The sequence below is a fragment of the Altererythrobacter sp. KTW20L genome (assembly GCF_023501975.1).
In the GTDB taxonomy this organism is placed as follows: domain Bacteria; phylum Pseudomonadota; class Alphaproteobacteria; order Sphingomonadales; family Sphingomonadaceae; genus Alteraurantiacibacter.
Window position 1 is genome coordinate 190,852 of the sequence record NZ_JAMFLH010000005.1, and the last position, 24,187, is coordinate 215,038.

The 24,187-nt window shown below is 64.4% G+C and carries 21 protein-coding genes; 14 read left to right on the forward strand and 7 right to left on the reverse strand.

Annotated elements, in window-relative coordinates:
* Positions 1-31: 31 nt before the first annotated feature.
* The 6 genes from M3P36_RS06810 to M3P36_RS06835 all read left to right on the forward strand — a co-directional run bounded on the left by M3P36_RS06810 (position 32) and on the right by M3P36_RS06835 (position 9,439).
* Complete coding sequence (locus tag M3P36_RS06810) at positions 32-1,996, forward strand: outer membrane protein assembly factor BamB family protein (protein ID WP_249702499.1); 1,965 nt, start codon at positions 32-34, stop codon at positions 1,994-1,996.
* A complete protein-coding gene (locus M3P36_RS06815) occupies positions 1,996-3,054 on the forward strand; it encodes a hypothetical protein (protein WP_249702500.1) in 1,059 nt (352 codons plus the stop codon). Before M3P36_RS06810 ends, M3P36_RS06815 begins: the two co-directional genes overlap by 1 nt.
* On the forward strand, positions 3,051-4,181 hold the full coding sequence (locus tag M3P36_RS06820) for a hypothetical protein (RefSeq protein WP_249702501.1): 1,131 nt from the start codon (positions 3,051-3,053) through the stop codon (positions 4,179-4,181). The genes M3P36_RS06815 and M3P36_RS06820 overlap by 4 nt, the downstream gene beginning before the upstream one ends.
* A 74-nt stretch (positions 4,182-4,255) precedes the next feature.
* Entirely contained in the window at positions 4,256-5,377 is a 1,122-nt protein-coding gene (locus tag M3P36_RS06825) for a hypothetical protein (protein WP_249702502.1), read from the forward strand.
* Between the two features lie 170 nt (positions 5,378-5,547).
* Positions 5,548-7,242 (forward strand): carboxylesterase/lipase family protein, encoded by a 1,695-nt coding sequence (locus tag M3P36_RS06830; RefSeq protein ID WP_249702503.1) that lies wholly within the window; start codon positions 5,548-5,550, stop codon positions 7,240-7,242.
* Positions 7,243-7,321: 79 nt separating this feature from the next.
* The gene (locus M3P36_RS06835) at positions 7,322-9,439 is read left to right on the forward strand and encodes an outer membrane protein assembly factor BamB family protein (RefSeq protein ID WP_249702504.1); all 2,118 of its coding nucleotides are present in this window, start codon (positions 7,322-7,324) and stop codon (positions 9,437-9,439) included.
* A gap of 76 nt (positions 9,440-9,515) precedes the next feature.
* On the opposite strand, the gene M3P36_RS06840 is transcribed toward M3P36_RS06835, so the two are convergent.
* The gene (locus tag M3P36_RS06840) at positions 9,516-10,091 is read right to left on the reverse strand and encodes a DUF6644 family protein (protein ID WP_249702505.1); all 576 of its coding nucleotides are present in this window, start codon (positions 10,089-10,091) and stop codon (positions 9,516-9,518) included.
* Positions 10,092-10,105: 14 nt separating this feature from the next.
* On the reverse strand, positions 10,106-10,597 hold the full coding sequence (locus M3P36_RS06845; RefSeq protein ID WP_249702506.1) for a DUF6644 family protein: 492 nt from the start codon (positions 10,595-10,597) through the stop codon (positions 10,106-10,108).
* A 465-nt stretch (positions 10,598-11,062) separates the two neighbouring features.
* On the opposite strand from M3P36_RS06845, the gene M3P36_RS06850 reads away from it, so the two are divergent.
* The 4 genes from M3P36_RS06850 to M3P36_RS06865 all read left to right on the forward strand — a co-directional run bounded on the left by M3P36_RS06850 (position 11,063) and on the right by M3P36_RS06865 (position 15,658).
* Positions 11,063-12,979 carry an outer membrane protein assembly factor BamB family protein gene (locus M3P36_RS06850; protein WP_249702507.1) on the forward strand — a complete coding sequence of 639 codons (1,917 nt, stop codon included), beginning with the start codon at positions 11,063-11,065 and terminating at the stop codon, positions 12,977-12,979.
* Positions 12,980-13,042: 63 nt separating this feature from the next.
* On the forward strand, positions 13,043-13,837 hold the full coding sequence (locus tag M3P36_RS06855) for a hypothetical protein (protein WP_249702508.1): 795 nt from the start codon (positions 13,043-13,045) through the stop codon (positions 13,835-13,837).
* 72 nt (positions 13,838-13,909) lie between these two features.
* On the forward strand, positions 13,910-14,338 hold the full coding sequence (locus tag M3P36_RS06860; protein WP_249702509.1) for a DUF6152 family protein: 429 nt from the start codon (positions 13,910-13,912) through the stop codon (positions 14,336-14,338).
* 123 nt (positions 14,339-14,461) lie between these two features.
* Complete coding sequence (locus tag M3P36_RS06865; RefSeq protein ID WP_249702510.1) at positions 14,462-15,658, forward strand: alpha/beta hydrolase; 1,197 nt, start codon at positions 14,462-14,464, stop codon at positions 15,656-15,658.
* On the opposite strand, the gene M3P36_RS06870 is transcribed toward M3P36_RS06865, so the two are convergent.
* On the reverse strand, positions 15,655-16,017 hold the full coding sequence (locus M3P36_RS06870) for a thiol-disulfide oxidoreductase DCC family protein (protein ID WP_249702511.1): 363 nt from the start codon (positions 16,015-16,017) through the stop codon (positions 15,655-15,657). The two genes, M3P36_RS06865 and M3P36_RS06870, sit on opposite strands and share 4 nt — an antisense overlap.
* Positions 16,018-16,174: 157 nt before the next feature.
* Positions 16,175-16,804, reverse strand: coding sequence for a PAS domain-containing protein (locus M3P36_RS06875; protein ID WP_249702512.1), 630 nt, complete (start codon positions 16,802-16,804; stop codon positions 16,175-16,177).
* A gap of 166 nt (positions 16,805-16,970) precedes the next feature.
* Between M3P36_RS06875 and M3P36_RS06880 the strand changes: the two genes are divergently transcribed.
* Positions 16,971-18,260: an OmpP1/FadL family transporter gene (locus tag M3P36_RS06880; protein ID WP_249702513.1), complete on the forward strand. Its 1,290-nt coding sequence runs from the start codon at positions 16,971-16,973 to the stop codon at positions 18,258-18,260.
* 13 nt (positions 18,261-18,273) lie between these two features.
* Here M3P36_RS06880 and M3P36_RS06885 read toward each other — a convergent pair whose 3' ends face one another.
* Both M3P36_RS06885 and M3P36_RS06890 read right to left on the reverse strand, forming a co-directional pair.
* A complete protein-coding gene (locus M3P36_RS06885) occupies positions 18,274-19,263 on the reverse strand; it encodes a hydroxyquinol 1,2-dioxygenase (RefSeq protein ID WP_249702514.1) in 990 nt (329 codons plus the stop codon).
* Position 19,264: 1 nt separating this feature from the next.
* Complete coding sequence (locus M3P36_RS06890) at positions 19,265-19,762, reverse strand: cupin domain-containing protein (protein WP_249702515.1); 498 nt, start codon at positions 19,760-19,762, stop codon at positions 19,265-19,267.
* A 155-nt stretch (positions 19,763-19,917) separates the two neighbouring features.
* On the opposite strand from M3P36_RS06890, the gene M3P36_RS06895 reads away from it, so the two are divergent.
* Positions 19,918-21,339: an aldehyde dehydrogenase family protein gene (locus M3P36_RS06895; RefSeq protein ID WP_249702516.1), complete on the forward strand. Its 1,422-nt coding sequence runs from the start codon at positions 19,918-19,920 to the stop codon at positions 21,337-21,339.
* A 95-nt stretch (positions 21,340-21,434) separates the two neighbouring features.
* Positions 21,435-21,602, forward strand: a complete 168-nt coding sequence (locus M3P36_RS06900; RefSeq protein ID WP_249702517.1) for a hypothetical protein — start codon at positions 21,435-21,437, stop codon at positions 21,600-21,602.
* A gap of 42 nt (positions 21,603-21,644) precedes the next feature.
* Here the strand turns inward: M3P36_RS06900 and M3P36_RS06905 are convergent, their stop codons facing one another.
* Positions 21,645-22,574, reverse strand: a complete 930-nt coding sequence (locus M3P36_RS06905; RefSeq protein ID WP_249702518.1) for an HWE histidine kinase domain-containing protein — start codon at positions 22,572-22,574, stop codon at positions 21,645-21,647.
* Between the two features lie 463 nt (positions 22,575-23,037).
* Between M3P36_RS06905 and M3P36_RS06910 the strand changes: the two genes are divergently transcribed.
* Positions 23,038-24,180 carry a cupin domain-containing protein gene (locus M3P36_RS06910; protein ID WP_249702519.1) on the forward strand — a complete coding sequence of 381 codons (1,143 nt, stop codon included), beginning with the start codon at positions 23,038-23,040 and terminating at the stop codon, positions 24,178-24,180.
* The last annotated feature ends 7 nt before the right edge of the window (positions 24,181-24,187 follow it).

The following is a 24,187-nucleotide window of genomic DNA, read 5'->3' on the forward strand; positions in this document are numbered from 1 at the left end:
TACCGGCCAAGTGAAAGATGGGGAGTTGGGTGTGATCAGACTGGGGTTCAACCGTGCCGTGCGGATCGCCGCGATTTCGACGATGGCCCTGGCGGCTGCCGCCTGCACCACCGCCACTGGCGGTTCTGGCGCAATGGCCAGCAGCGTCGGCGTTCCGGCGGAAGATTTCGACTATGCCGCCTGGGATGGCTATCTCGGTGGCGGGCACAGCGCGCAGTATTCCGCGCTTGACCAGGTCAACCGCAGCAACGTCAACCAGCTTGCCGTTGCCTGGACTTATGAAACCGGCGCGGGCCAGGCTCCGCTGTTCAATCCCACCGTGGGCGGTGGCCGCATGTATGTGCAGAATGGCCAGGGCAAGCTCGTCGCGCTCGATCCGGCCACCGGACGGGAACTGTGGGTCAGCAACCTCGAAGGGCGCGTGGGCAGCCGCGGGGTGAACTACTGGGAAAGCGCCGATGGCCGCGAAGGCCGCCTGATGGTGCTCAACAACGGCATCCTGCGCGCGGTCGATGCCGCTACGGGCCAGATGATTCCCGGCTTCGGGACCAATGGCGGGGTGGACCTGCGCGATGCCCTGCCGCGCGATATCGCCATGCCGGCCAACCCGCTGATGACCAACAACCCGGGCCGCATCTATGGCAACACGATCATCATGTCGCTGCCCGCCGGTGCCTATGACTATGCCTCGGCGCCGGCCAATATCCACGCCTATGACGTGATCACGGGCGAGTTGAAGTGGACCTTCAACGTGATCCCGCGTGAAGGCGAATTCGGCTATGACACCTGGCCCGAAACCGAGGATCGCGCGCAGTTCGGCGGCGTGCACAACTGGTCGGAAAGCACGGTCGATACCGAACTGGGCATCGTGTTCATCCCCACCGGCACCCCGCGCTATGATTTCTACGGCGGCAACCGCGAAGGCGACAACCTGTTCGGCAACTCGATCGTCGCGCTCGATGCCAACACGGGCGAGCGGATCTGGCACTTCCAGACCGTGCACCATGATCTGTGGGATTTCGATCTGCCGGTAGCTCCCAAGCTGATGACCATTACCCGCAACGGACAGCGGATTCCGATCGTCATCCAGGTGTCGAAGCAGGGCTATGTCTTTACCTTCGACCGCCGCACGGGCGAGCCGATCTGGCCGATCGAGGAAGTGGCTGTGCCCGCTTCGGACGTGCCGGGCGAACACGCCAGCCCGACCCAGCCGGTCCCGACCTGGCCGCTGCCCTACATGCGGATGGAGTTCACCGAGGACGACATCAACCCCTACCTGCCCGAAGCGGACCAGGAAGCGCTGCGCAATTCCCTGCGCAACGAATGGCGCAACGACGGCATCTTCACTCCGCCGTCCCTGCGCGGGTCGATCTCGATGCCGGGCCACAACGGCGGCGCGAACTGGGGCAACGTTTCGGTCGATCCGGAACGCCAGCGACTCTACATCGTCAGCCGCGAACTGCCGCTGCTGCTGAAGATCAACCCGGATAACCGGCCCGAAGCGCTGGAAGCCATGCCCAATGCGCAAGAGGACAACATCCCCTATCGCTGGCCGGTCAACTTCATGCTGCAATCGAACGGCATGGTGGCGATCAAGCCGCCGTTCTCCAACCTCACCGCCTATGACATGAACACCGGCGAGCGGATCTACCACATCCCCAACGGCGAGATCATGACACTGGAAGCGCAGGGCATCACCGGCGTCGGCGCGCAGACCCCGCGCAGCGGTCCGGTGGCGACGGCTGGCGGCCTGCTGTTCGTCAACACCGCCAGCGACCGCGCCCTGCGCGCCCGCGACGCGGACACTGGCGCCGTGCTGTGGGAACACCGCTTCGACGCGGCGACCGAAGGCGTGCCGGCGGTCTATATGGTCGATGGCGTGCAATACATCACCGTGCCGGTCGGCGGCGTGGGCCACTTCCTCGGCGGTCTCGGCCTGCCCGAGCCGGGGGCCAGCCGCTATGTCACCTTCGCCCTGCCGCGGGGAGGCAACTGATGCGGAAAGGTGCACTGCTGACCGGGATCGCTGCTTGCGGCCTGCTGCTGGCCGGCTGTGCATCCTCTGCCGTGATGGCGCAGGCGGAGGAGGACCTGACGGTCCTCCCTGCCCCGTCCAACGACTTTCAACCATCGCTGACCCAGTGGGGTGAGCCCGATTTCCGCGGCGGCTGGCCGATTGACCATCTCAACGGCCGCACCCCGCTGCAACGGGCGGCAGAACACGGCAACCGCCAACTGCTGACGCAAGAAGAATTCAACGCCCGCTCCGAAATGGTCGAGGCGCTCGAACTGCGTTACCAGAACGAGGATACCGGCGGCACCATGGGCATTGGCCACTGGGCCGAAGTGGCCGCAGCCAATCGCCGGACCAGCTGGATCACCGCGCCCGCCAATGGCCGCCTGCCCGCCTTTACAGCCGAGGGCCAGGCCCTGTCCGATGCCATGCGCAGCACCTGGGTGCAGGGCCAGCCATTCGACACCTGGACCGATTTCGACAGCTGGGACCGCTGCATCACCCGCGGCCTGCCGGCCTCGATGTTCCCCTTCATGTACAACAACGGCATGCGCATCTTCCAGGCGCCCGGCCTTGTCGCGCTGCAGATGGAAATGGTCCACGAAACGCGGATGATCTACACCGATGGCCGCGCGCCCATCCCCACGCAGATAGCCCATTGGCTGGGTGAAAGCCGGGGCGAGTGGGAGGATCACAACACGCTGAAGGTCACGACCACCAATTTCATGCCCGGCCCCAGCGCGACCAACATCGGCACGACCGGATCGCCACCCAACAACAAGACCCCGGTCAGCAGCAGCGCCCGATTGGTGGAACGCTTCCACATGGTCGGCCCGGACGAAATCATCTATGAATTCACCTGGGAAGACCCGGTCGTCTTCGCCGAACCCTGGTCCGCGCGGCTGGAATGGCAGCGGGACGAGGAATTCGAGATCTACGAATATGCCTGCCATGAAGGCAATGTGCAGATCCGCAACTATATCAATGCCAGCAGGGTCGAGCGCGGCCTTGCACCGCCGACCATGGGAGCGGGTGAATGACCTTGCGTAGTGCCACCAGTCGCGCGGCCCTTGCCGGAGTGTTCCTGGCTGCGGCCTGCTGGGCGCCGGCCATGGCGGAGACGGCGGTACCCGATGACCTGACCGTGATGCCTGCCGTATCGGACGATTACCGTCCGGCAACCACACCCTGGGGCGACCCAGATTTCCGTGGCGGCTGGCCGATCAACGATATCGCCGAACTGCCGGTGGAACGGCCCGACCGTTTCGGCAACCGCCACTGGAAGACGGCCGAGGAACTGGCCGCCGAACAGGGCCGCGTGGACCAGCTCGAACAGGCCTATGACGCCGAGGACGAGGAAGGCACCATCGGCCTCGGCCACTGGATCGAATACCAGGCCGGCAGCCGTCGCACCTCGATGCTGGTCGAACCGGCCAGCGGCAAGCTTCCCGCGCTGACCGATGAGGGGGTCCGGGCAGCCTCGTTCAACAGGTCGAGCTGGGTCAACGGCCAGACGTTTGACTGGGTGGACGATTTCGACAGCTGGGACCGCTGCTGGACGCGCGGCTTCCCCGCTTCGATGCTGCCGTTCCGCTACAACAACGGCATCCGCATCTTCCAGGCGCCCGGTTATGTGGTGATCCAGCTCGAAATGCTCGGCACGCGGATCATCCCGGTCAGCGGTGCGGAACAATGGCCCGCTGCCGTCACCGGCATGTTCGGCAACAGCCGCGGCCGGTGGGAAGACCACAACACGCTGGTGGTGGAAACGACCAACATGCAGCCCGGAGCCTCGCCGCTGAACGTGGCGACGCGCGGCGTTCCGCCACACAATACCCTGCCGACCAGCGCACAAGCGACCACGGTGGAACGGTTCCACATGATCGGGCCCGATACGATCACCTACGAGCTGACCTATTCCGATCCGGTCGTGTGGCAGGCGCCGTTCACCCTGCGGATGGACTGGTCGCGCGATGACTCCTACGAGTTTTTCGAGTATGCCTGCCATGAAGGCAACGTGCAGGTGCGCAACTACATCACCGCCGATCGCACGGCGCGCGAGCAGGAATATGCCCGGGGCCGGATGTTCGATCCGATCGATCCCGATGCCGGCCCGCCCCCGGCAATGGACCCCGCCAGCCGGGGCGTAGGCAATAACAGGAATTGATTCAGGACGTGACTTTTGGGGCGCATGGCCCCGCCCGGTACCAAGCGAATTCGACTATCAGGAGAGAGACCACCATGACCAAGATCACCACCTTCCGGACGGGCCGCCTGATGGCCGCCCTGTCCGTTGCCGCCCTGGCCTGCACCGCGCTGACCGCTCCGGTTGCCGCGCAATCCTATATCCCGGATGACCTGACAGTCATGCCGCCGGTGCCGACCAATTTCGACCCGCCCAAGACCGCCTGGGGCGATCCCGACCTGCGCGGCATGTGGCCAATCGACAACATCGCCAGCCTGCCGATGAACCGCCCGGCCCAGTTCGGCGACCGCTTCTGGTTGAACGATGATGAATATGCCGCCCGTCAGGCACAATATGGCGGCTCCGACGCGCGTTATGCCGCCGAAGACGAGAGCGGCACCATCGGCATGGGCCACTGGGTGGAATCCGACAGCTCGGGCCGCCGCACCAACCTGCTCGTCAGCCCGGCCAATGGCCAGCTTCCGGCCATGACCCCCGAAGCCGAAGCGCGCTATCGTTCCGGCCGGTCGAGCTGGACGCCGAACACCCAGTTCAACTGGACCAGCGATTTCGACACCTGGGACCGGTGCGTCACCCGTGGCTTCCCGGCATCGATGCTGCCGTTCCGCTACAACAACGGCATCCAGGTGCTGCAGTCGCCGGGCTATGTCGTCATCAACCTCGAGATGATCCACGATGCCCGCGTGATCCCGATCGTCGGCAGCCGCGATGAAATCGCCGCCCGTCGCTGGCCCGCCAGCGTCCGCACCTGGATGGGCCAGTCGATCGGCTACTGGGAAGGCAACACCCTGGTGATCGAAACGACCAACATCATCGCCGGCGATAGCGTGCCGGAAAACTCCTACGAGCGTGGCCCGTCGCCGCTGAACATGGCAACCATGGGCGTTCCGCCGTGGAACACTATCCCGACCAGCGAACAGGCCGTGGTGACCGAACGCCTGACCATGACCGGTCCGGATTCGGTGGTTTACGAACTGACCTACAACGACCCCGAAGTGTTCGTGGCTCCGTGGACCGCGCGCCTCGACTGGTCGCGCAATGACGACTATTCGTTCTTCGAATATGCCTGCCATGAAGGCAACGTGCAGATCCGCAACTACATCACGGCCAGCCGCGCCGGGGTGGAACTGTCGGGTGCCGAAGGCGGCGTCGAGTAACAGGCAATGGTGCCGGGGGCGCGGGCTTGCTGCCTTGCGCCCCCGGACACTGCCCCTCCCCTGAAGGTCGAGGGCACGGCGGCCGCACGCTACGCGGCGCATTTCACAACACATTATCGGAGCGCGCGCATCGTAACCAGGCGCGGCCGCAACAGGGAAACAGGACGACCATGACACGCAAAATCGGCAAAACCGCTTTCGCCAGATCCGCTCTGGTCGCCCTGATGATGGCTTCGGTCGGTGCCTGCGCCACTGCCGACATGGCCGTGGCGCAATCCACTGCTGCCGGCACCAGTATGATCGCCAGCGGTCCCGTGCAGACCGAGCAGGGCATGGTGCGCGGCGTGCCGGGCGCGCTGCCGGGCATCACAGTGTTCAAGGGCCTGCCCTTTGCCGCGCCGCCGGTGGGCGACCTGCGCTGGGAACAGCCGCAGCCCGCCGCCTCGTGGACCGGCGTGCGCATGGCAGACACCTGGGGCGACAGCTGCGTGCAGAACCCCGCCCCCACCCGCTTCCCGCCCAATTCCGCCACCGACATGCCCGACAGCCCGGGCATTTCGGAGGACTGCCTCTACCTCAACGTCTGGACTCCTGCCGCCAGCGCCGACGAGAGCCTGCCGGTGATGGTCTGGATCTATGGCGGGGCCTACAACGAAGGCGGCGGTTCGGCTCCGTTCAGCCATGGCGACCAGCTGGCGGCCAAGGGCGTGGTACTGATCACGCTGAACTACCGCGTCGGCTCGCTCGGTTTCTTCAGCCATCCGGAACTGACTGCGGCCAGCCCGCATGGCGCTTCGGGCAACCAGGCGCTGGGTGACAGTATCGCCGCGTTGCAGTGGATCCAGGACAATATCGAGGCCTTCGGCGGCGATCCCTCGCGCGTGACAATCTTCGGCGAGAGCGCCGGGGCAGCCATTGCCGGTGGCTTGGTCGGCGCGCCGCCCGCCCGTGACCTGGTGCACCGCGCGATCCCGCAATCGGGCGCGTGGATGGGCCTTGGCATCGGCACCATGGTCCCGCGGGAACGCGCCGAAGCACAGGTTCTGCAGCAGGCACAGGAACAGTTCGGCACCACTTCGCTGGCCGAACTGCGCGCCCAGCCCGCCACCGAAATCCATGCCAAGATCCGCGGTGCGGGCATGATCGTGGATGGCCACATCATTCCCGAAGACGTGTCGATCGCGGTCGCCAACAACCGCCAGAACCCGTGGGACGTGCTCGCCGGATCGAACGAGGACGAAGGCAGCTTTACCGGCGGCATGGGCCCGGCGATGACGCTGGAACGCTACAACGCGGGCGAAGCCCAGCGCTATGGTGCCCACGTGGACCTCGGCCGCGCGGCCTATCCCGCCAGCAGCGATGAAGAAGCAGCGCTGCAGGCCCAGCGCCCGTTCTCCGACGGGATGAGCTGGCACATGCGCCAATATGCTGACGGGCAGGCGCGGCTGGGTCGCAATGCCTTCCTCTATTTCTTCACCCACGACCCGCTGTATGATCCCGACAAGCCGGATCTGGGCGCGGCGCATACGGGCGAAATCCCCTATGTGTTCAACAACCTGTGCGCCCCGCGGACTTTCCCTGGCGGCTCGTCGGTCGAACTGATGTGCGGCAATCCGCGCGAGGAAGGCTTTGCCGACCAGGTTTCGCAGTACTGGGTCAACTTTGCCGCCACCGGCAATCCCAACGGCCCCGGCCTGCCGCACTGGCCTGCCTCCAACGAACTGCCGCGCAACCAGGTCATGCGCCTCGACGCCGATGGTTCGGGTGTCGGCCCCTGGCTGACCCCGGCGCAGGACGCCTTCTACGCCGCGCAGTTCAACGAGCGCGTGGCCGGCCCGCTGGGAATCCCCGCCGCCGGACAATGATCTAGTTCCCCTCCCTCCACGCTTGCGCGCGCACGGACTTGCGCCATAGTGCGGACAAATATCTCTGGAGGGAGGGGACATGACATACTTCAAGGGGGCCCTCCTGGGCTCTGGCGCCGCGCTTGCGCTGCTCGGGGCGGCCTCGGGCTCCGCCCAAAACGCGCCCCAGAACGCACCCGCCACTTTTGCGACCCAGGTTGAACAGGGCCGCACGCTTTATGCCACCCAGTGCGCCGTCTGCCACGGGGCAGACCTGACCGGCGGCCAGTTCGCCGGAACCCTGACCGGGCCCAACTTCCTGTCGCGCTGGGGCAAAGTGCCGGTGGGCGAGCTTGAAGCCTATATCCGCACCTCGATGCCGCCGGGTGGCGGCGGGCGCCTGTCCGCCGAAGCCTACCTCGCGCTGACCGCGCTGGTAGCGCATGAAAACGGGCTGGCGCTTGGCGAGCCGGTAACGCGCGGACTGGCCAGCGCCATGCCGCCTGCCCCGCCGGTGGTGGTCAGCAGCCAGCTCAGGATCGGCGGGATAACGCCCAACTACCCCTTCCCCGCCGCGCCGGTGCCGGTGGACCGCTTTGCCGGTTATACGCCGGTCACGCCGGAACAACTCGCCAATCCGGAGCCGGAGAACTGGCTCACCTGGCGGCGCGGGCATAACGGCCACGGCTTCTCGCCGCTGGACCAGATCACCACCGAGAACGTCAGCCGGCTCAATATCGCCTGGGCCCAGGCGCTGCCTGTCGGACCCAACATCAACGAACCGCTGGTGCGCGACGGCGTGCTCTATGTCTTCGGCTTTGGCGACGAGGTGTTCGCTTTCGATGCCGCCAATGGCCGCCCGCTATGGCGCTACCAGCGGCAATTGCCCGAAGGCACCAACCCGCTGTCGAAGAAGACCATCGCCCTATGGGCCGACAAACTGATCGTCTCGACTTCCGACCTCCACATCGTCGCGCTCGACGCGCGCACCGGGCGGCCCATTTGGGACGTCGCCATGGTGGACGGCACCCCCCCCGGCTATCGCAACAACGGCGGGCCTTTGGTGGCCGATGGCGTGGTGATGAACGGCCTTGCCACGACCGAACCCGGCGGCGGGCTGATCGTGGGCGTCGATGCCGATACGGGCGAGCGGCTGTGGTCCTTCGACACCGTCGCCAAAACCGGCACTCCCGGCGGCGATACGTGGAACGGTGTGCCGGATGAAGAACGACGCGGCGGATCGGTGTGGACTTCGGGCACCTATGACGCCCGCACCGGCATTGCCCTGTGGGGCGTCGCGCAGACCTATGACACCGGCCCGGTGCGCGACGTGATTCCCGGCGGCAACAACGACGGGCTATACACCAATGCCACCCTCGCATTCCGCCCGCGCACGGGGGAACTTGTCTGGCATTACCAGCACATGGCGAACGACCAGTACGATCTCGACTGGGCGTTCGAGCGGGTGATCGGCGATCTGGAGGTGAACGGCGAGCAGCGCCACGTGGTGATCACCGGCGGCAAGGAAGGCCTGTTCGACACGCTCGATGCGGCGACCGGCCAGTATCTGTCCACCGCCGACATGGGCTTCCAGGACTTCATCATCGCTATCGACCCGGTAACCGGCCGCAAGACGCCCGACCCCGCCCTGCTGCCCGGCCGCGACCGGCTCGCGCTGTTCATGTGCCCCCACGCAGGCGGAGGACGCAACTGGAGCCCGACCGCCTTTGTCGAGACGACCGGCCATCTGTTCGTCAACGCGCGCGATACCTGCATGGAACTGGTGCCCACCGAACAGGGCTTCCTGACCAGCGGGGTCAACGTGTTCTATTCGGCGCCGGCCGACAGCGACGGCAACTTCGGCTTCATCCAGTCGATCGACATGAGCACCGGCGAAGTACTGTGGGAAAGCCGCCGCCGCGCGCCCTATGACGTGGGCATGCTGGCCACTGGCGGGGGGCTGCTGTTTACAGGGGCCATGGACCGCGAATTTATCGCCTATGCGCAGGATGACGGGCAGCAGTTGTGGCGCGCGGGCCTGACCGGTGTGCCCAATGCCAGCCCCATCACCTATGCCGTGGACGGGCGGCAATATGTCGCCGTGGTGACCGGCATGGGCAACCCGCTGGCGCTCGGCCTGCCAGGCTATACTCCGGAACTGCCGGTCCCGCAGGTCAATTCGTCGAGCATCTATGTCTTTGCGCTGCCGGAGGAATAGTCCGCCATTTGCCTGCCGTTTCGCACAAACAAAAAGGCCGCCCGGTGAAGGGCGGCCTTTGCGTTAGTCAGGTCAGTTACATCTGGCAGACGTACTGCGCGAGGCTGTTGTAGAAGCCCGCTTCGTCCGGATTGAGCAACTCGCAATCGTAAACACCCAAGGTGAAGCCGATGGCGCGTCCGAAGAAGATGATGGCCAGCCACATCACCAGCGACGCAATACCGGCGAACCTTGCCGCAGACGGCGGCCTCGCGGCGTTATCCCAGTCGGTGACCGTCTTGTAGGTGAGGAAGTGGAACAGCAGCATGTTGAGGCCAGCCAGCGCCATGACTGCCATCTTGCCCAGGAAGAACGGGTTCACCATGTAGCTGCTGGCCTTGCTGATGAACAGCAGGGTGCCGGTTACGGCGGCCAGCACGAAGGCCATCCAGGTCCACTTCAGCGTATCGGCCGAAAGGCGCGAAACCGGAACGTTGGTGGACGTGATGCCCAGCAGGCGCAGATCCATGATCACGATCGTGCCGAACACGGTGACCAGGGCGATCACGTGGATGGTTTCGATAGTGGGAAATGCCCAGAGGCTTTCGGCAAGGCTGATGCCCATTGGCGAATACTGGATCGATTGCCAGATATTGGTCGGTTCAGGATACATTGTTTTCTTCCCCCTCAGACCGGAACGTAGGCGATCCAGCGACCGCAAAACATGATGAAGCACCACAGGATCACGAGCGCGAGGCCCGTGGTCCGCGTACCGGAACTGGCGACATATCCCGCACCCCCGGCCAGGGCCTTGGCCTTGACCGACGTCTGGAAGCGCAGCGTGACCAGGATCGTGCCGACCAGCGCGATCATCTTGATCCAGAACACGGCGTTGACCATGTTGCGGATCGGCTCTGCCGTGATCATCAGCAGGCCGCTGAGCAGGATCACCAGCAGGCTCCACCACATCCACGGCAGGTAGCGCGCGGCATTGGCCGATACCGGCTGGGTCATCCCGGCCTTTTCATAGACCCGCAGCGTCATCATCAGCAGCGAGGCGAAGCCGATGCCGATTGCGGCGATATGAATCACCTGGGCAATCGGCACGTTCCAGAAATTTTCGACCATGAACAGGCTGAGCGACGTGTCGCCCAGCCAGAAGGAGAAGTCGAGGAGCACCGTTGTCCTCAACCACTCCGTAATGCTGAAAAGCAAATCTAACATCTATCGGGCTCCCCCTCGTTGACTCTGACCCAATCTGTCGAGTCGTGTTCCGACTCTGGCGTTGACTCTGACCGGACCACTTGATGCCCGGCAGGCCGACAAACCTTGATCTTGCGCAAAACCCGCTAACGCCTCAAGCGGCTTGCGCCAAGCCCCGCCGGGGCGGAACGACCATTCGCGACAATTTATCACAAACTCTGCCTCGACAATCCACCGCGCATTCGCAACGGAATACGGACAAGTTCAAGGCGCGGTCGCAAGGCCGCGAAAGAAGTTGCCCTCGTTCACCAGCTAATGCAGGCGCGAAGGCATTGTCAAAAGATGGATGCGCCTTTAGGACAGAATCAACTAGGACGGCCATGCGACCCTCGATTGCGAGGTGCGAAGCGGCCGGTCCATAAAGGCGGGAGATTAGGGGTTATGAGAAAGGCTGGAAGCCTCCTTGTTGCAGCATTGCTGGCCACTGCCGGCACCACGGCCGTGGTCGCTCAGGAGAGGATTCCGGAAGGCGACTGGCTCACCATCAACCGTGACCTTGCCGCCACCCGCTATTCCCCATTGAACGAAATCAACCGCGGCAACGTGGCCAGCCTGCAACCGGCCTGGACCTATCCGCTGCGGGCCTTCAACACTGCCGTGCCGCTGGTGGTGAACGGCACCATGTACATCACCGCCCAGGCCCGCGTGGTGGCGCTCAATGCCGCTACGGGTGAGGAAATCTGGGTTCACGACACTACTCCGCCCGAAGGTGCTGCGGCAGGCCCTGGCGCGGGCGGCCCCGGCGGCTTTTCCGGCCGCGGCGTCGGCTACTGGCCCGGATCGGGCGATATGGCCGCGCGCATCCTGGTCACACGCGGCACGTTCCTGGTGGCGCTTGATGCGGCTACCGGCCAGCCGGTCGAAAGCTTCGGCCAGGGCGGTCAGGTGGACATGGGCGTTGGCTTCGGCGGCGTGCCCACGATCAACGGCAATGTGGCCGTGGTCGGCGCAGCCAGCCTCGAAAATCCCATCGGCAACCCCGGCAACCCGCGCGGCTTCGACGTGGTGACCGGGGCCAAGTTGTGGGAATTCGATACCACTCCCGAAGGCGATGCGATCGGCGCCGACACCTGGGGCGCAGGAAGTGCCGCCGGGCGCGGCGGCACCAACATGTGGGGTTTTGCCGCCACGGTGGATGTCCGCAGCAACACCGCCTACCTGCCCATCGCCGGGCCGGCGCACAACTATTACGGCGGCGATCGCCCGGGCGACAACCTGTTCGGCAATTCGATTGTCGCGGTCGACATGCAGACCGGCGTCTACAAGTGGCATTTCCAGACGGTGCACCACGACCTGTGGGACATCGACATGAGCAATGCCGGCCCGCTGATCAATGTCGATGGTCCCTACGGCCGCCACCAGGCGATTGCCAATATCGGCAAGTCGAGCCTGTTCTTCCTGCTCGATGCGCAGGATGGCGAGCCGGTGCTGCCGGTGGAGGAAATGCCGGTTCCCCGCGGTGACGTGCCGGGCGAATGGTATTCACCCACCCAGCCGATCCCCACCGTCACCCCACCATTGAGCCGCGTGTCGATGACTTTCGCCGACATGGTGACGGCCGAGGACACGACCGAAGCCCATGCCGCCGCCTGCCTGGCGATGTGGGACCGCGCGGGCGGGTTCTACAACATGGGCATCTATACCCCGTTCCACTACAAGCCGGCCGATGCCGCGCCGCGTTCGACCATCCAGCTTCCGGGCGGGACGGGCGGCGTAAACTGGGGCGGCCCGGCGGCCGATCCCACCAACGGCATGATCTATGTCAACGCCCAGGACACCTCGCTGGTCGGCTGGGTGGAACGGGTGGAGGGTGACCGGCCCTACAGCTTCGATGCCACCTCCTCGCCCCCCTATGACCGGGCCAGCGTGGACGGCAAGGGACCGTTTTTCTCGTTCAGCGCGCCGATTTCGGGCGAGTACGATGCGAACAACCGCCCCGTTGGCGCCACTGCGCCGTGCTACAAGCCGCCGTGGTCGCGCTTGACTGCGGTCAATGCCAATACCGGCGAAATAGCCTGGGCTGTGCCCCTTGGAATTTACGAAGACCTGCCCGAAGGTCGCCAGACTCTCGGCAATTCCGGCAGCGCTGGCCCCACGGTTACGGCCGGCGGACTGGTTTTCGTAGGTGCAACGAACGACCGGCGCTTCCGCGCCTTTGACGCAGATACCGGAGAGCAGCTATGGGAGACCACGCTCAACGGTAATGCCAACGCCAATCCGATGACCTATCGGGGAAGCGACGGCAAACAATATGTCGCCATCAACGCCAGTGGCGTTATCATGGTGTATTCGCTCTGAACTTAGATGCATACAGGAGAGGTTATGCGGGGGATTAAGAGGTTTTCGACGGCTGTGGCTGCAGTGGCGCTTATCGCGCTGGGCGGTGTTTCGGCCACTGCGCAGGATCGAATCGGCAACAACCCGAACATCAACGGTGTTTGGCAGGCCATGAATACCGCCAACTGGAATCTGGAACCGCATTCCGCGGCCCCCAACCCGGTGGCAGACAGGTTGCTGGGCGCCATCGGCGCGATCCCGGCTGGCCTGGGCGTGATTGACGGGGGCGAAATCCCCTATCTGCCTGCAGCCGAGGAACTGCTGGCACAACACAAGGCCAATGTGATCTATCATGATCCCGAAGCCGCCTGCTATCTGCCCGGCATTCCGCGCGCGACCTACATGCCCTTCCCGTTCCAGATCATCCAGGGCAACGACGACGACATCCTGATGGCCTATGAATATGCGTCGGCCAACCGGGTCATCCATATGGAGCCGGTCGGCATCCCGCCGATCGACACCTGGATGGGCACGTCCTACGGCCAGTGGGAAGGCGATACGCTGGTCGTCACCACGCTGGCTCTCGGGCCGGGCCTGGTGAAGCTGCCGGCTGGCGAGATGGTGGAAGGCGTGACCTGGCTCGACCGGGCGGGCAACTACCTGACCAACAACGCCACGGTGACCGAACGCTTCACCAAGATGAGCGACAACCACATCCAGTACGAAGCGACGATCGACGATCCTTCGATCTACTCGCGTCCCTGGACCATCCGCATGCCGCTGTACCGCCGCATGGAAGAAAACGCCCAGCTGCTTGAATTCAAGTGCGTGCCGTTTTCTGAACAGCTGTTGTACGGCGACTTAATCGAGGGCCAATGACCGGGGTGCTAATGCACTCTTGTTGAAGTCCCGCAAGACGTCACATTACGTGAAACAAAGGAGTTACACGCCATGCAATTGAAGAAGCTCAGCATCGCCGCGATCGGTGCCGTGCTGGCCGTAACGGGGGTTGGCGCTGCTGCTCACCACTCGTTCGCCACCGAGTTCGACCGCAACAAGCCCGTCCGCCTTGAAGGCAAGGTTGTGATGTTCGAGTGGGTCAACCCCCACTCGTGGATCCACATCGACGTGCAACGCAACAACCGCACCGAACGCTGGCGCGTGGAGGGCGGCGCTCCGTCGGCCCTGCTGCGTCGTGGCTGGAACAGGAACTCGCTGCCGGCCGGTACCGACATCATCGTGGACGCCTTCCAGGCTCGCGACGGTGACACCCGCGCCTCGGCCGCCGAAATCCGCTTCCCGAACGGTCGCGAGCTCTCGCTCGGCAACCCGACCACGGAAGCCGTTGCTGCCGCGGCTCGCCGCGCCCAGGGCAACTAAGAAATACCATCCCGCCTCGGCGGGTTGGCATGAAGCGGGGGTTCCTTCGGGAGCCCCCGTTTTCTTGTGCGGGCCTGCGCCGTCCCCGGCATACTAACGTTCGTTAGAGTGGGAGAGAGCAGCATGAACATCCGTCACCTGGCCCTGGCCGGGGCGTCCGCATCCGTCATGGCGCTGTCGGCACTCGCCGTTCCGGCATTCGCCCAGCAGACTCCCTCTGCCGCCAGTGAAACCTGCCTGCCACAGGGCAATTTCGCCCTGCCCGCCTATACCTCGGTGGAGCAGCTGGCCGATGGCCGCGTCACCTTCCGTCTTTGCGCCCCGGCGGCGCAGGTGGTGAAACTGATCAGCAACGATATCGCCCAGATCCCGCTTGGACCCAATGGCGGCCTGCCGATGGAACGCGACGCCACGGGCCTGTGGCAGGTGACCACGCCCGAACCCATCCCGGCCGACAACTACCGCTACAATTTCCAGGTCAATGGCGCGAAAGTGCCCGATCCCTTGGCCACCACTTTCAGCCGCGAGCGGGCGGGCGTCAATTCCACCGTAGATCTGGCCGGGCCAGAGGGCGATTTCCAGCGCTGGCACGCCGATGTGCCGCATGGCACGGTAACGCAAGTCACCTACTGGTCGGAACCACTGGGCGCCATGCGTGAAGCCAATGTCTATACCCCGCCCGGCTACATGAACGGCAGGGAGAGCTATCCGGTGCTCTACCTCGTCCACGGCGCCGGAGATTCGTCGGACAGCTGGACCCAGGTGGGCCACGCGCAGAACATTCTCGATAACCTGATTGCCGCAGGGCGCGCGCAGCCGATGATCGTGGTCATGCCGTTCGGCCACACGCCCGATTGTCCCGGATCCAACATACTTGCCAATACCGACTTCGGCGAGGATCTGCACGGCGCGCTGATCCCGCATATCGATGCCACGTTCCGCACGCTCGACGATTCCGACAGCCGCGCCATGGCAGGACTTTCGATGGGTGGATCGCACACCATCCGGTTCGGACTGCCCCGCCCCGACCGCTTCAGCCATATCGGCATATTCTCGATGGGCCTGGGCATGGGACCGGACGATGTGGCCAATTACTCCGCCGCCGATGGCGACATGCTGCGCCGCTCGGCAGCAGAGCTGGACCTCGTCTATTACGCCATGGGCACCGACGATTTCCTCTACGGCACCGTCGCCCCCACCCGCGCCATGCTCGACGAATACGGCGTGGACCACGTCTATAACGAGACCGGTGGAGGCCACACCTGGATCAACTGGCGGCGCTATCTGGCGGACTTCCTGCCGCTGCTGTTTACCGACTAGCGCAGCATCGCCGAAATACGCGGCCGCACCCTGAGGAACCGCAGGTAAAGCCATTCCATCGCCCGCAGCACGGGCCGCCAGCGTGCCGCCAGGCCCAACGGGCGCAGCAGCGGGATGGCGCGCCACATGGCGGCAAAGGCAGCGGCACCGGACAGCAGCACGCCGTGCTCCTGCGCATGGAAGCGGGCGAGCAGGTCCTCGCGCCGGATCGGGCAGCTTTCGTCCGCCGCATCCACCGCGTCGATGAAGAGGATCGCGCCATTCCGGTCGAGCCGCCGCATCAGCGCGATCTCGCGGCGGCACAGCGGGCAGTTGCCATCGTGCCAGACCACCAGCCTGCCGTTTGCATCAGTTGTCATAGGGGGGCGCATCGCAGTCAGATCGGGTGGGATGGAAGGAAGCGGGACATGAGGGGGGAAGGTGAGGATCCCGCAACTGATTTCCGACTGCGATGCAGTTGCGGTATGGACCTGTCCGGGCAAGGAAAAAATATGGACCTTGGGACAGGGTCGCGGTTTATATCCCTGCTTCAACAGCCAGCCGGATCATGTCGGCCGAAGTCTGCACGCCAAGCTTTTCCATCGCGATGCCGCGGTGCATCTTCACGGTCTTTTCCGACAGGCCGAGCTCCCAGGCGATCTGCTTGTTGCGCAGTCCGCCCGCCACCAGTTGCAGCACTTCGAGCTGGCGCGGCGACAGGTCGCGGATCTTCAGCGAGGCACGCACCCGGCGGTTGAGGCTTGGTCCGGCGGAATCCTCTGTCAGCTCGATCTGGCTGCCGATGAAATAGGTCAGTTCCTCGTCGTCTCCGAAGATCGGCGCCACCATCACCGCATTGCGGAACGGAGTGCCGTCCTTCTTGTAGTTGAGGATTTCGACCAGCACCGGCTTCTTCTCGCGCACGCCTTCGCGGATCGATTCGGTCAGCCAGGGTTCGCTGGCAGGTCCGGCCAAGAAGCGGCAGTTGCGGCCCACCACTTCATCCTCGCCATAACCGGTGAGATCGCAGAAGGCCTGGTTGCAGGCAACGATGGGGTTGTCATCCAGCCGCGGATTACTGACAACGCCGGCAATCGGCGATGCCTTGATCAATTCGGCGACCCAAGGTTCGGGATCAATGTCGATCTTGCTTCCCACAAGAAACATATAGGGAGGCTGCGCGGCGTTTGCCAGTCATTTGGACCAGTGCATAATGCAGATTGCTGATGGACAAGCCGAACTAGCTTCGGACTTGGCGCACTTGTCTCTAGAGGCCCTGTCCAGACCACCGCATTCGAACGGTGGATAGAGCAGATTGAAACAGGATCCATCCATGCCAAACCTCGATACCCGCGCTTCCGCAGCTCGTCGCCTGCGTCTGTTCGCCGCGACCTCCGCCTCGCTGGCGGCGCTGGTCCTTGCCCTGCCCGCACAGGCGACCGACGGCTATTTCCTTAATGGCGTGGGGGCCAAGGCCAAGGGCATGGGCGGGGTCGCCATCGCGATGCCGCAGGATGCACTGTCGATTGCCAGCAACCCGGCTGCGGCCACCATGCTGGAAAGCCGGGTGGACCTGGGCGTGGAGATTTTCGTGCCGGATCGCGGCGCCACCATTTCAGGCAATGGTGCCGGATTGAATGGCACCTACAGCGGCAACGGTGCCAATCCCTTCATCCTGCCCGAATTCGGCTATGTCCGTGCCCTGACAGATAGCGTTTCGATCGGCCTGACGATCAACGGCAATGGCGGCATGAACACGCAGTACGATGCCAATCCCTTTGCCAGCTTCGGTGCCACAGGACCGGCAGGCGTTGACCTCAAGCAGGTGTTCATCTCGCCCACGGTGGCGGTGGAACTGGCCGATGGCCATTCGCTGGGCCTGTCGCCGATTCTGCTGGTGCAGGGCTTCCGGGCAACCGGCATCCAGCCTTTCACGGCTGCCTCGTCGGCCCCCACCCGCTTCACCAACCAGGGTACCGATTGGGCCTTTGGCGGCGGCTTCCGCGCAGGCTATCTCGGCCAGCTGGCACCGGGCCTTGCCATTGGCGCCTTCTACCAGTCGCGCATCGAAGCGCAGGAGTTCGACAAATATGCCGGACTGTTTGCCCAGGGCGGCGGGTTCGACGTGCCGGAAAGCTATGGCGCGGGCATTTCGGTGCAGCCTGCACCGGGCGTCCTGCTGGGCGTGGACGTGAAGCGGATCGAATATTCCGAAGTGCAGTCGGTCGGCAATCCGCTGGCTCCGCTGTTCGGCGGCGTGCCGTTCGGGGCACAAGGCGGCCCCGGCTTCGGCTGGCGGGATATCACGGTGTTCAAGATCGGTGGCAGCGTGGCGGCGAGCGACAGGCTGACCCTGCGCGCAGGCTATGGCCGGTCGGGCAACCCGGTCCCGGCGTCCGAGACCTTCCTCAACATCCTGGCGCCGGGCGTGGTGCAGGACCACTTCACCATCGGCGCAACGCTGGATCTTGGCGGCGGCAAGGAAGTGACCGCCTATGGCATGCGCGCACCGCGCAACGAGGTGGCGGGCGCAGGCTCCATTCCGGCTCCCTATGGCGGTGGTGAAGCGGATGTTTACCTCGCCGAAACCAGCGTGGGGATCGCCTTTGGCTGGACGCTGTAGCCAGACTGCTCGCTCAGTCGAAATCGACCGGATAGGGCTTCAGCTCGCCACTGGCATAGCGTTGTTCCAGCCCCGGCGTGCCGTTTTCCATCACCATCAGCATGGCCCGCTTGGGGGCGAACCCCTGGTGGCGGATGTCGGCGGGCATCGCGCAGACATCGCCCGCCTTCATCACGATCCGCCCGCGCGGGGCGCCGGTGTTCTTGTCGGCAATGTTCCAGTGGATCTCGTCGGTCAGCTGGATGAACCATTCGTTGCGGTCATTTCCGTGGATCACCGGCAGCATGTGCTCCTCTGATGTCACGCAGCAGATGTTGGCGCGGGTGACGGCGCTGATCGACGGGTTCCATGTCACGTCCGAACGGGCGATGTGGTCGAACAGGTTTATCGCGTGGAGCTGCCCTTCGAAGCCCGGCTCGCATTCGATATCGGGCGCATCGTAATCCAGGTCGGCAAAGGCGCGGTTGACGGGGAAGCCGCTCTCGTCCGAACGCACCGGCTTGTCGCCCGGCAGGCCCAGCATCCGGTCCGCCGCGATGAAGGCGCGCAGCAAGGGATCGCTCCGCTCCTTGCCTTTCGGCCCCATCGGGCTGCCGGTTTCGAGCGGGGCATTCAACGGATCGTAGCCTTCGGAAATCCAGTCCTGCGAAATCGTCATGAAGGCCGCGCTGACTGCATCGGCGCTGAAGGTTTCGAGGTGGTCGGTCCCGGCATCGCGGCAACCCTTGTCATAGGTGCCGGCGAAGACATCGACCGTGCCATAGTGGTTGGTCGTGCCGAACACGTCGTCGAAGAAGATCCAGCCATAGAAGAACCCCCAGCCGATATCGCGCACCATGGCGCGCAGGAAGCGGTCGATCTCGATGATGTGGCTGCCCCTGGGCCAGCTTACATGGGCGAAATACTCGTCACGCCGGAAAGTGAAGCTGCCGAGCTGGAAAGCGGAATAGCCGGTGGTCTCGTCTTTGGAGAGCTTCTGCACGGTGGCATCCAGAACGGTCATCTCACTTGTCTCCCATGACGCAGATTTCGGACCAGCGCTTGACCGTTTCGGGGCCATCGACGGTTTGCAGGATGGCGACCGAGGGATTGGCGGAGGCCATCTGGTAGGCCGCGCCCCGCGGCAGCAGCACCTGGTGCCCGCGCCGGGCGACCACGCGGCCCATCGGCGGGCCGTTGGGCTTGGCGCCAAGCCGCACCGCGCCGCCCTCGTGCCCCGGAACCTGGGCGTCTTCCAGCTTGACGAAATGGAAGGCGATCTCGCCGTCCATCACGATGGCGAATTCATCGTGCGGGGCAGCGTACCATGCGCTCTCGCCCTCGGCCCGCACGACCTCGGCGGTATATTCGAGGTTCTGGACCACGGCCACGCGCTCAAAGGGTTTGGCTGACCCGGCCACTTCGAACACGTTGGAAAAGGCATATTTGCGCAGGTCGTCGTCCAGCTCGATCACGCCCTTTTCGTAGGAATCGAGCGCTCCGATGCGCGTGGTGTAAGCCATGGCTGTCCTCCAGTGCGGCGCTTTTGGTGCAGCCGTCAGGGGCAAGCTATCACTGCGGGCTGGCCATGGGAACGCGATAATTCGGAGGCCATATTGACCGCGCCAGCCGCCACGGTCAGGGTCCGCGCAAACAGAACCATGGCGAGGATCCTGCAGTGAAAACCGACACCCGCTTCTATATCGACGGCCAATGGACCGACCGGCCCCAGGCCCCGCTGATCCCCGTCCTCAACCCCTACACGGAGGAAGCGTTCGGCCAGATCGCTGCGGGCAGCGCGGCGGACGTGGACCTTGCCGTGGCCGCAGCAAACCGCGCCTTCGCCAGCTTCTCGGGCACCACGGTGGCAGAGCGCGTGGCCCTGCTCACCCGCATCCGCGACTTGCTGGAGGAACGCAGCGAAGAGTTCGCCCAGGCCATCGTGGCCGAGATGGGTGCGGCGATCACCTTTGCCCGCGGCGGGCAGGTGCATTTCGGGATCGAGCATGTGCGCTCGGTGCTGACAGTGCTGGAGGACTATGCCTTCGACACCCAGGTCAACGGCATCCACGTGCGGCGCGAACCGATCGGCGTCTGCGCCCTAATCACCCCGTGGAATTGGCCGCTGTACCAGATCACCGCCAAGGTCGCCCCCGCCATCGCGGCAGGCTGCACCGTGGTGCTGAAGCCGAGCGAGCTGTCACCGTTCAGCGCCCTGCTGTTCGCGCAGGTGATGCACGATGCGGGGACACCGGCGGGCGTGTTCAACCTCGTCAACGGCACCGGAGAGGAAGTTGGCGCGGCGATGAGCGCACACCCGGACGTGGACATGGTATCCTTCACCGGCTCCACCCGCGCGGGCGTGCTGGTGGCCCAGGCCGCCGCTCCCACGATCAAGCGCGTGGTGCAGGAACTGGGCGGCAAGTCGCCCAACGTCTTCCTGCCCGACGCCGATTTCGCCTCTGCCGTGCCCAAGGGCGTGCTGGGAGCCATGCGCAATGTCGGCCAGTCCTGCGCCGCCCCCACCCGCATCGTCGTGCCGCGCAATCGCCTGGCCGAGGTGGAGGCTATCGCCGCCGAGACCGCCAACGGCATCATTGTCGGCAATCCGCTGGACGAGGCCTGCGTGATCGGCCCGCTGGCCAATGCCCCGCAATTCGCCAAGGTGCAGGAACTGATCCAGGCCGGGATCGACGAAGGCGCGCGGCTGATCTGCGGCGGCACCGGCCGGCTCAATGGCCTCAACCACGGCTTCTTCGCCCGCCCCACGATCTTCTCAGACGTAACGACCGAGATGCGCGTGGCGCAGGAGGAGATCTTCGGCCCCGTGGTGGTAATCCAGCCCTATGATGACGAGGAAGACGCGGTGCGCATCGCCAACGCCACCGTCTATGGCCTGTCGAGCCACGTGCAGAGCGCCGACCACGAAGCCGCCCGCCGCGTGGCGGGCCGCATCCGCGCTGGCCAGGTCCACATCAACTACCCCGCATGGTCCGGCTTCGCGCCGTTCGGCGGCTATCGCCAATCGGGCAACGGCCGCGAATACGGCGTATTCGGGCTGGAGGAATATTGCGAGGTCAAGGCGATCCTCGGCTATTGATCGCCCGCCTCGGTTCGGAACCGGCCCGCGATTTCGTCCATTGGTGACAGGACAAGGCGGACAATTCCCGCGCCTGCCACCGATGGAGAAGTGCGATGAGCTCGCTTTGGAGCCTGATTACCGTCCTCGGCCCGATCCTGCTGTTCGGCGCGATCATCTGGGCCACCCTCTACACCAAACGCGCCCGCCGCTCGAACCTCGACCGCGCCGAGCGCGGGGCGAAAGAAGTGCGCGAGGAGATCGAGGAGGATCCTCGGCAGTAGTTCCTCCGTCACGGCCCGCATTCAATCACCCCCGGCGATCGATCAGTCCAGTTCTGCCCCCTCAATCACGATCACACAGTGGATTCCGGAAGTCTCGTGAACCACCTTCACATCCGTCAGCCCGTTCTGTGTTCGCAGGAACAAGGCCCCCATGTCTTTCCCGGTTGTCGCCGCATCCGGGGGGCCACCTACTTCCTTCCAGGTGACCACCGCCTTCCCTTGCTCATCAACTACCCAGGTCACCGCAATACGTCCGCCCGGTACCGTCAGCGCGCCGTGCATCACCGCATTGGCGGCCAGTTCGTGCAGGAATAGCAGCAGCGGAACGCAGCTTTGTGCAGGCAGATGGCAGTCCGGGCCACGAAGTTCCAGGGTTTGTCGGCCACAGAAGGGAGAGCAGGCTTCCAGCACGATAGTACGCAGGCGGCACCTGTTGACCGCAACTTTCCGCAGCAGGGTGTAGGCATTGCCAAGTGCCAGTAGACGGCTGCGGAAGGCCTCCGGAAACTCATCAGGATTCGAAATGCGAAGTGTTTGCGTTGCGATCGCTTGCACGATTGCCAGTGTATTGCCGACCCGGTGGAGCAGTTCGTCGGTCTGGTGTTCCGCTGCCTTTTTGGCAACTTCGAGATCGGCCACAAGGCGGCGCAAAAGTTCCGCAACTCCGACGACAATGCTGGATACGATCAAAAACGCGAAAAACTGGATGTAGAAGGTGGACGAGCTACCAAAAAGCGATGCGCCAAGGATTGCTGAGGCCACCGATACCGCCGCGCCCCAGCGCCAGTCCGTTACAAGGGCGATGATCATTACACTCGGAAGATAGGTCAGAAACGGCATGTTGGGGACATACGGCTCCAGAACCAACCGGATCGCTGTGGCCGTTCCCATGACAAAGCCGGCCAGATAGAAGCATTCCAGACGTGATCGCTTCGCGAGAAGGGCATCTCGGATGAGGGGAAATTTGGCCATTTTTTCTTCTTTTTTCAGGCGTTCTGGTGACCCGCGTGGAGGATCTCAATCCTCGCTGCTTCTTGTGCTACAGCATTTAGCGACCCCTTGTTGCCGCATAAACATTGCCACCCGGTTGAAGTCGCTGGCTCTGTATCATCGCCAGTCCAGATTCCCGATGCCGCAAACGGGTGGCTTGCTGCTTAACCTGCTTTGCCATGGCAGATGCCCCTGGCCTCCACGCCACCAAACCCTTTCCTACACCCCCCGAACAGTGCGACGAAGCGGCAACCCTGCCCGTAAGGATCACCGCCCGCCATGTCCGCAGTTCTCCCAGCCCCCTGTCACTTTGTCCGCCCTCCCGTAAGATACGGAAACAACACGCAAAACAGGCCCAAAACAAAGGTGACACCCTGTCACTTCTGTCACCTTCTCCCGGCCAGCGCTTTTGACACCCGTCCCCGCCGGGCGCATTGAGCGACCCATGAAACTCACCAACTTCGATATCGACCTGTTCCTGCGCGACTACTGGCAGAAGAAGCCGCTGCTGATCCGCAATCCGTGGGACCGCTGGACCAATCCGCTGGAGCCTGACGAGCTGGCCGGCCTCGCCTGCGAGGAGGGCGTGGAATCGCGGCTGGTTGTGCGCCAGGGCGAGCAACTGGCTCTGGAAGCCGGCCCCCTGCCCGAGGAGCGCTTTGGCCAGCTTGACGGCGATAGCTGCACGCTGCTGGTCCAGGCGGTCGATCACTATGTGGCCGATGTGGCCGCGCTGATCGAACCGTTCCGCTTCGTGCCCGACTGGCGGATCGACGATGTGATGGTGTCGTGGGCAGCCAATGGCGGCGGGGTCGGCCCGCATTTCGACCAGTATGACGTGTTCCTGGTGCAGGGCCTTGGCCGTCGCCGCTGGCGCATCGGCCCGCTATGCGACAGCACCACGCCCCTGCAGGACAATGACGACCTGCGCCTGATCGCGGACTTCGTAGCCACCGACGAATGGGTGCTGGAACCGGGCGACATCCTCTATGTCCCGCCGCGCTTTGCCCATGATGGCGTGGCGGTGAGCGACGATTGCATGACCTATTCGATCGGCTTCCGCGCCCCGTCGCTGGCCGAACTGGTCGAAGGCTGGTGCGAGCACCAGGCCGATGCCTCGCCCGATGAACTGCGCTTTGCCGACCCGGACCTTGCGCGGCAGGCCAATGCGGGCGAGATCGCCCCGCCCGCGCTCGACCGGCTCTATGCCATGGTGAGCCAGGCCCTGGCAGACCGGCCTGCGTTCGACCGCTGGTTCGGCTGCCACGCCACCCAGCCCAAATACCCTGACATCGACTGGCGGCCCGAAGACATGGTGGATGAGGGCGAAGTGCTGGCCTTGATGGCCGCAGGCACTCCGCTGGTCCGCAACCCCGCCAGCCGCTTTGCCTTCACGCAGGCTGGCGATGGAGCCGTGGTGCTGTTCGTCGATGGCGAGGCGTTCGAGTGCTCGGGCGATCTGGCGGAGTTTGCGCCAATCCTGTGTGCTGCAACAACAGTGCAGGCGCCTGCCACTTCGGCGGAAGTCGCCGCGCTGGTCGCCACGCTGGTCAACCGCGGCAGTCTGGCGTTCGAGGAGGCGGAATAGAGCCGCC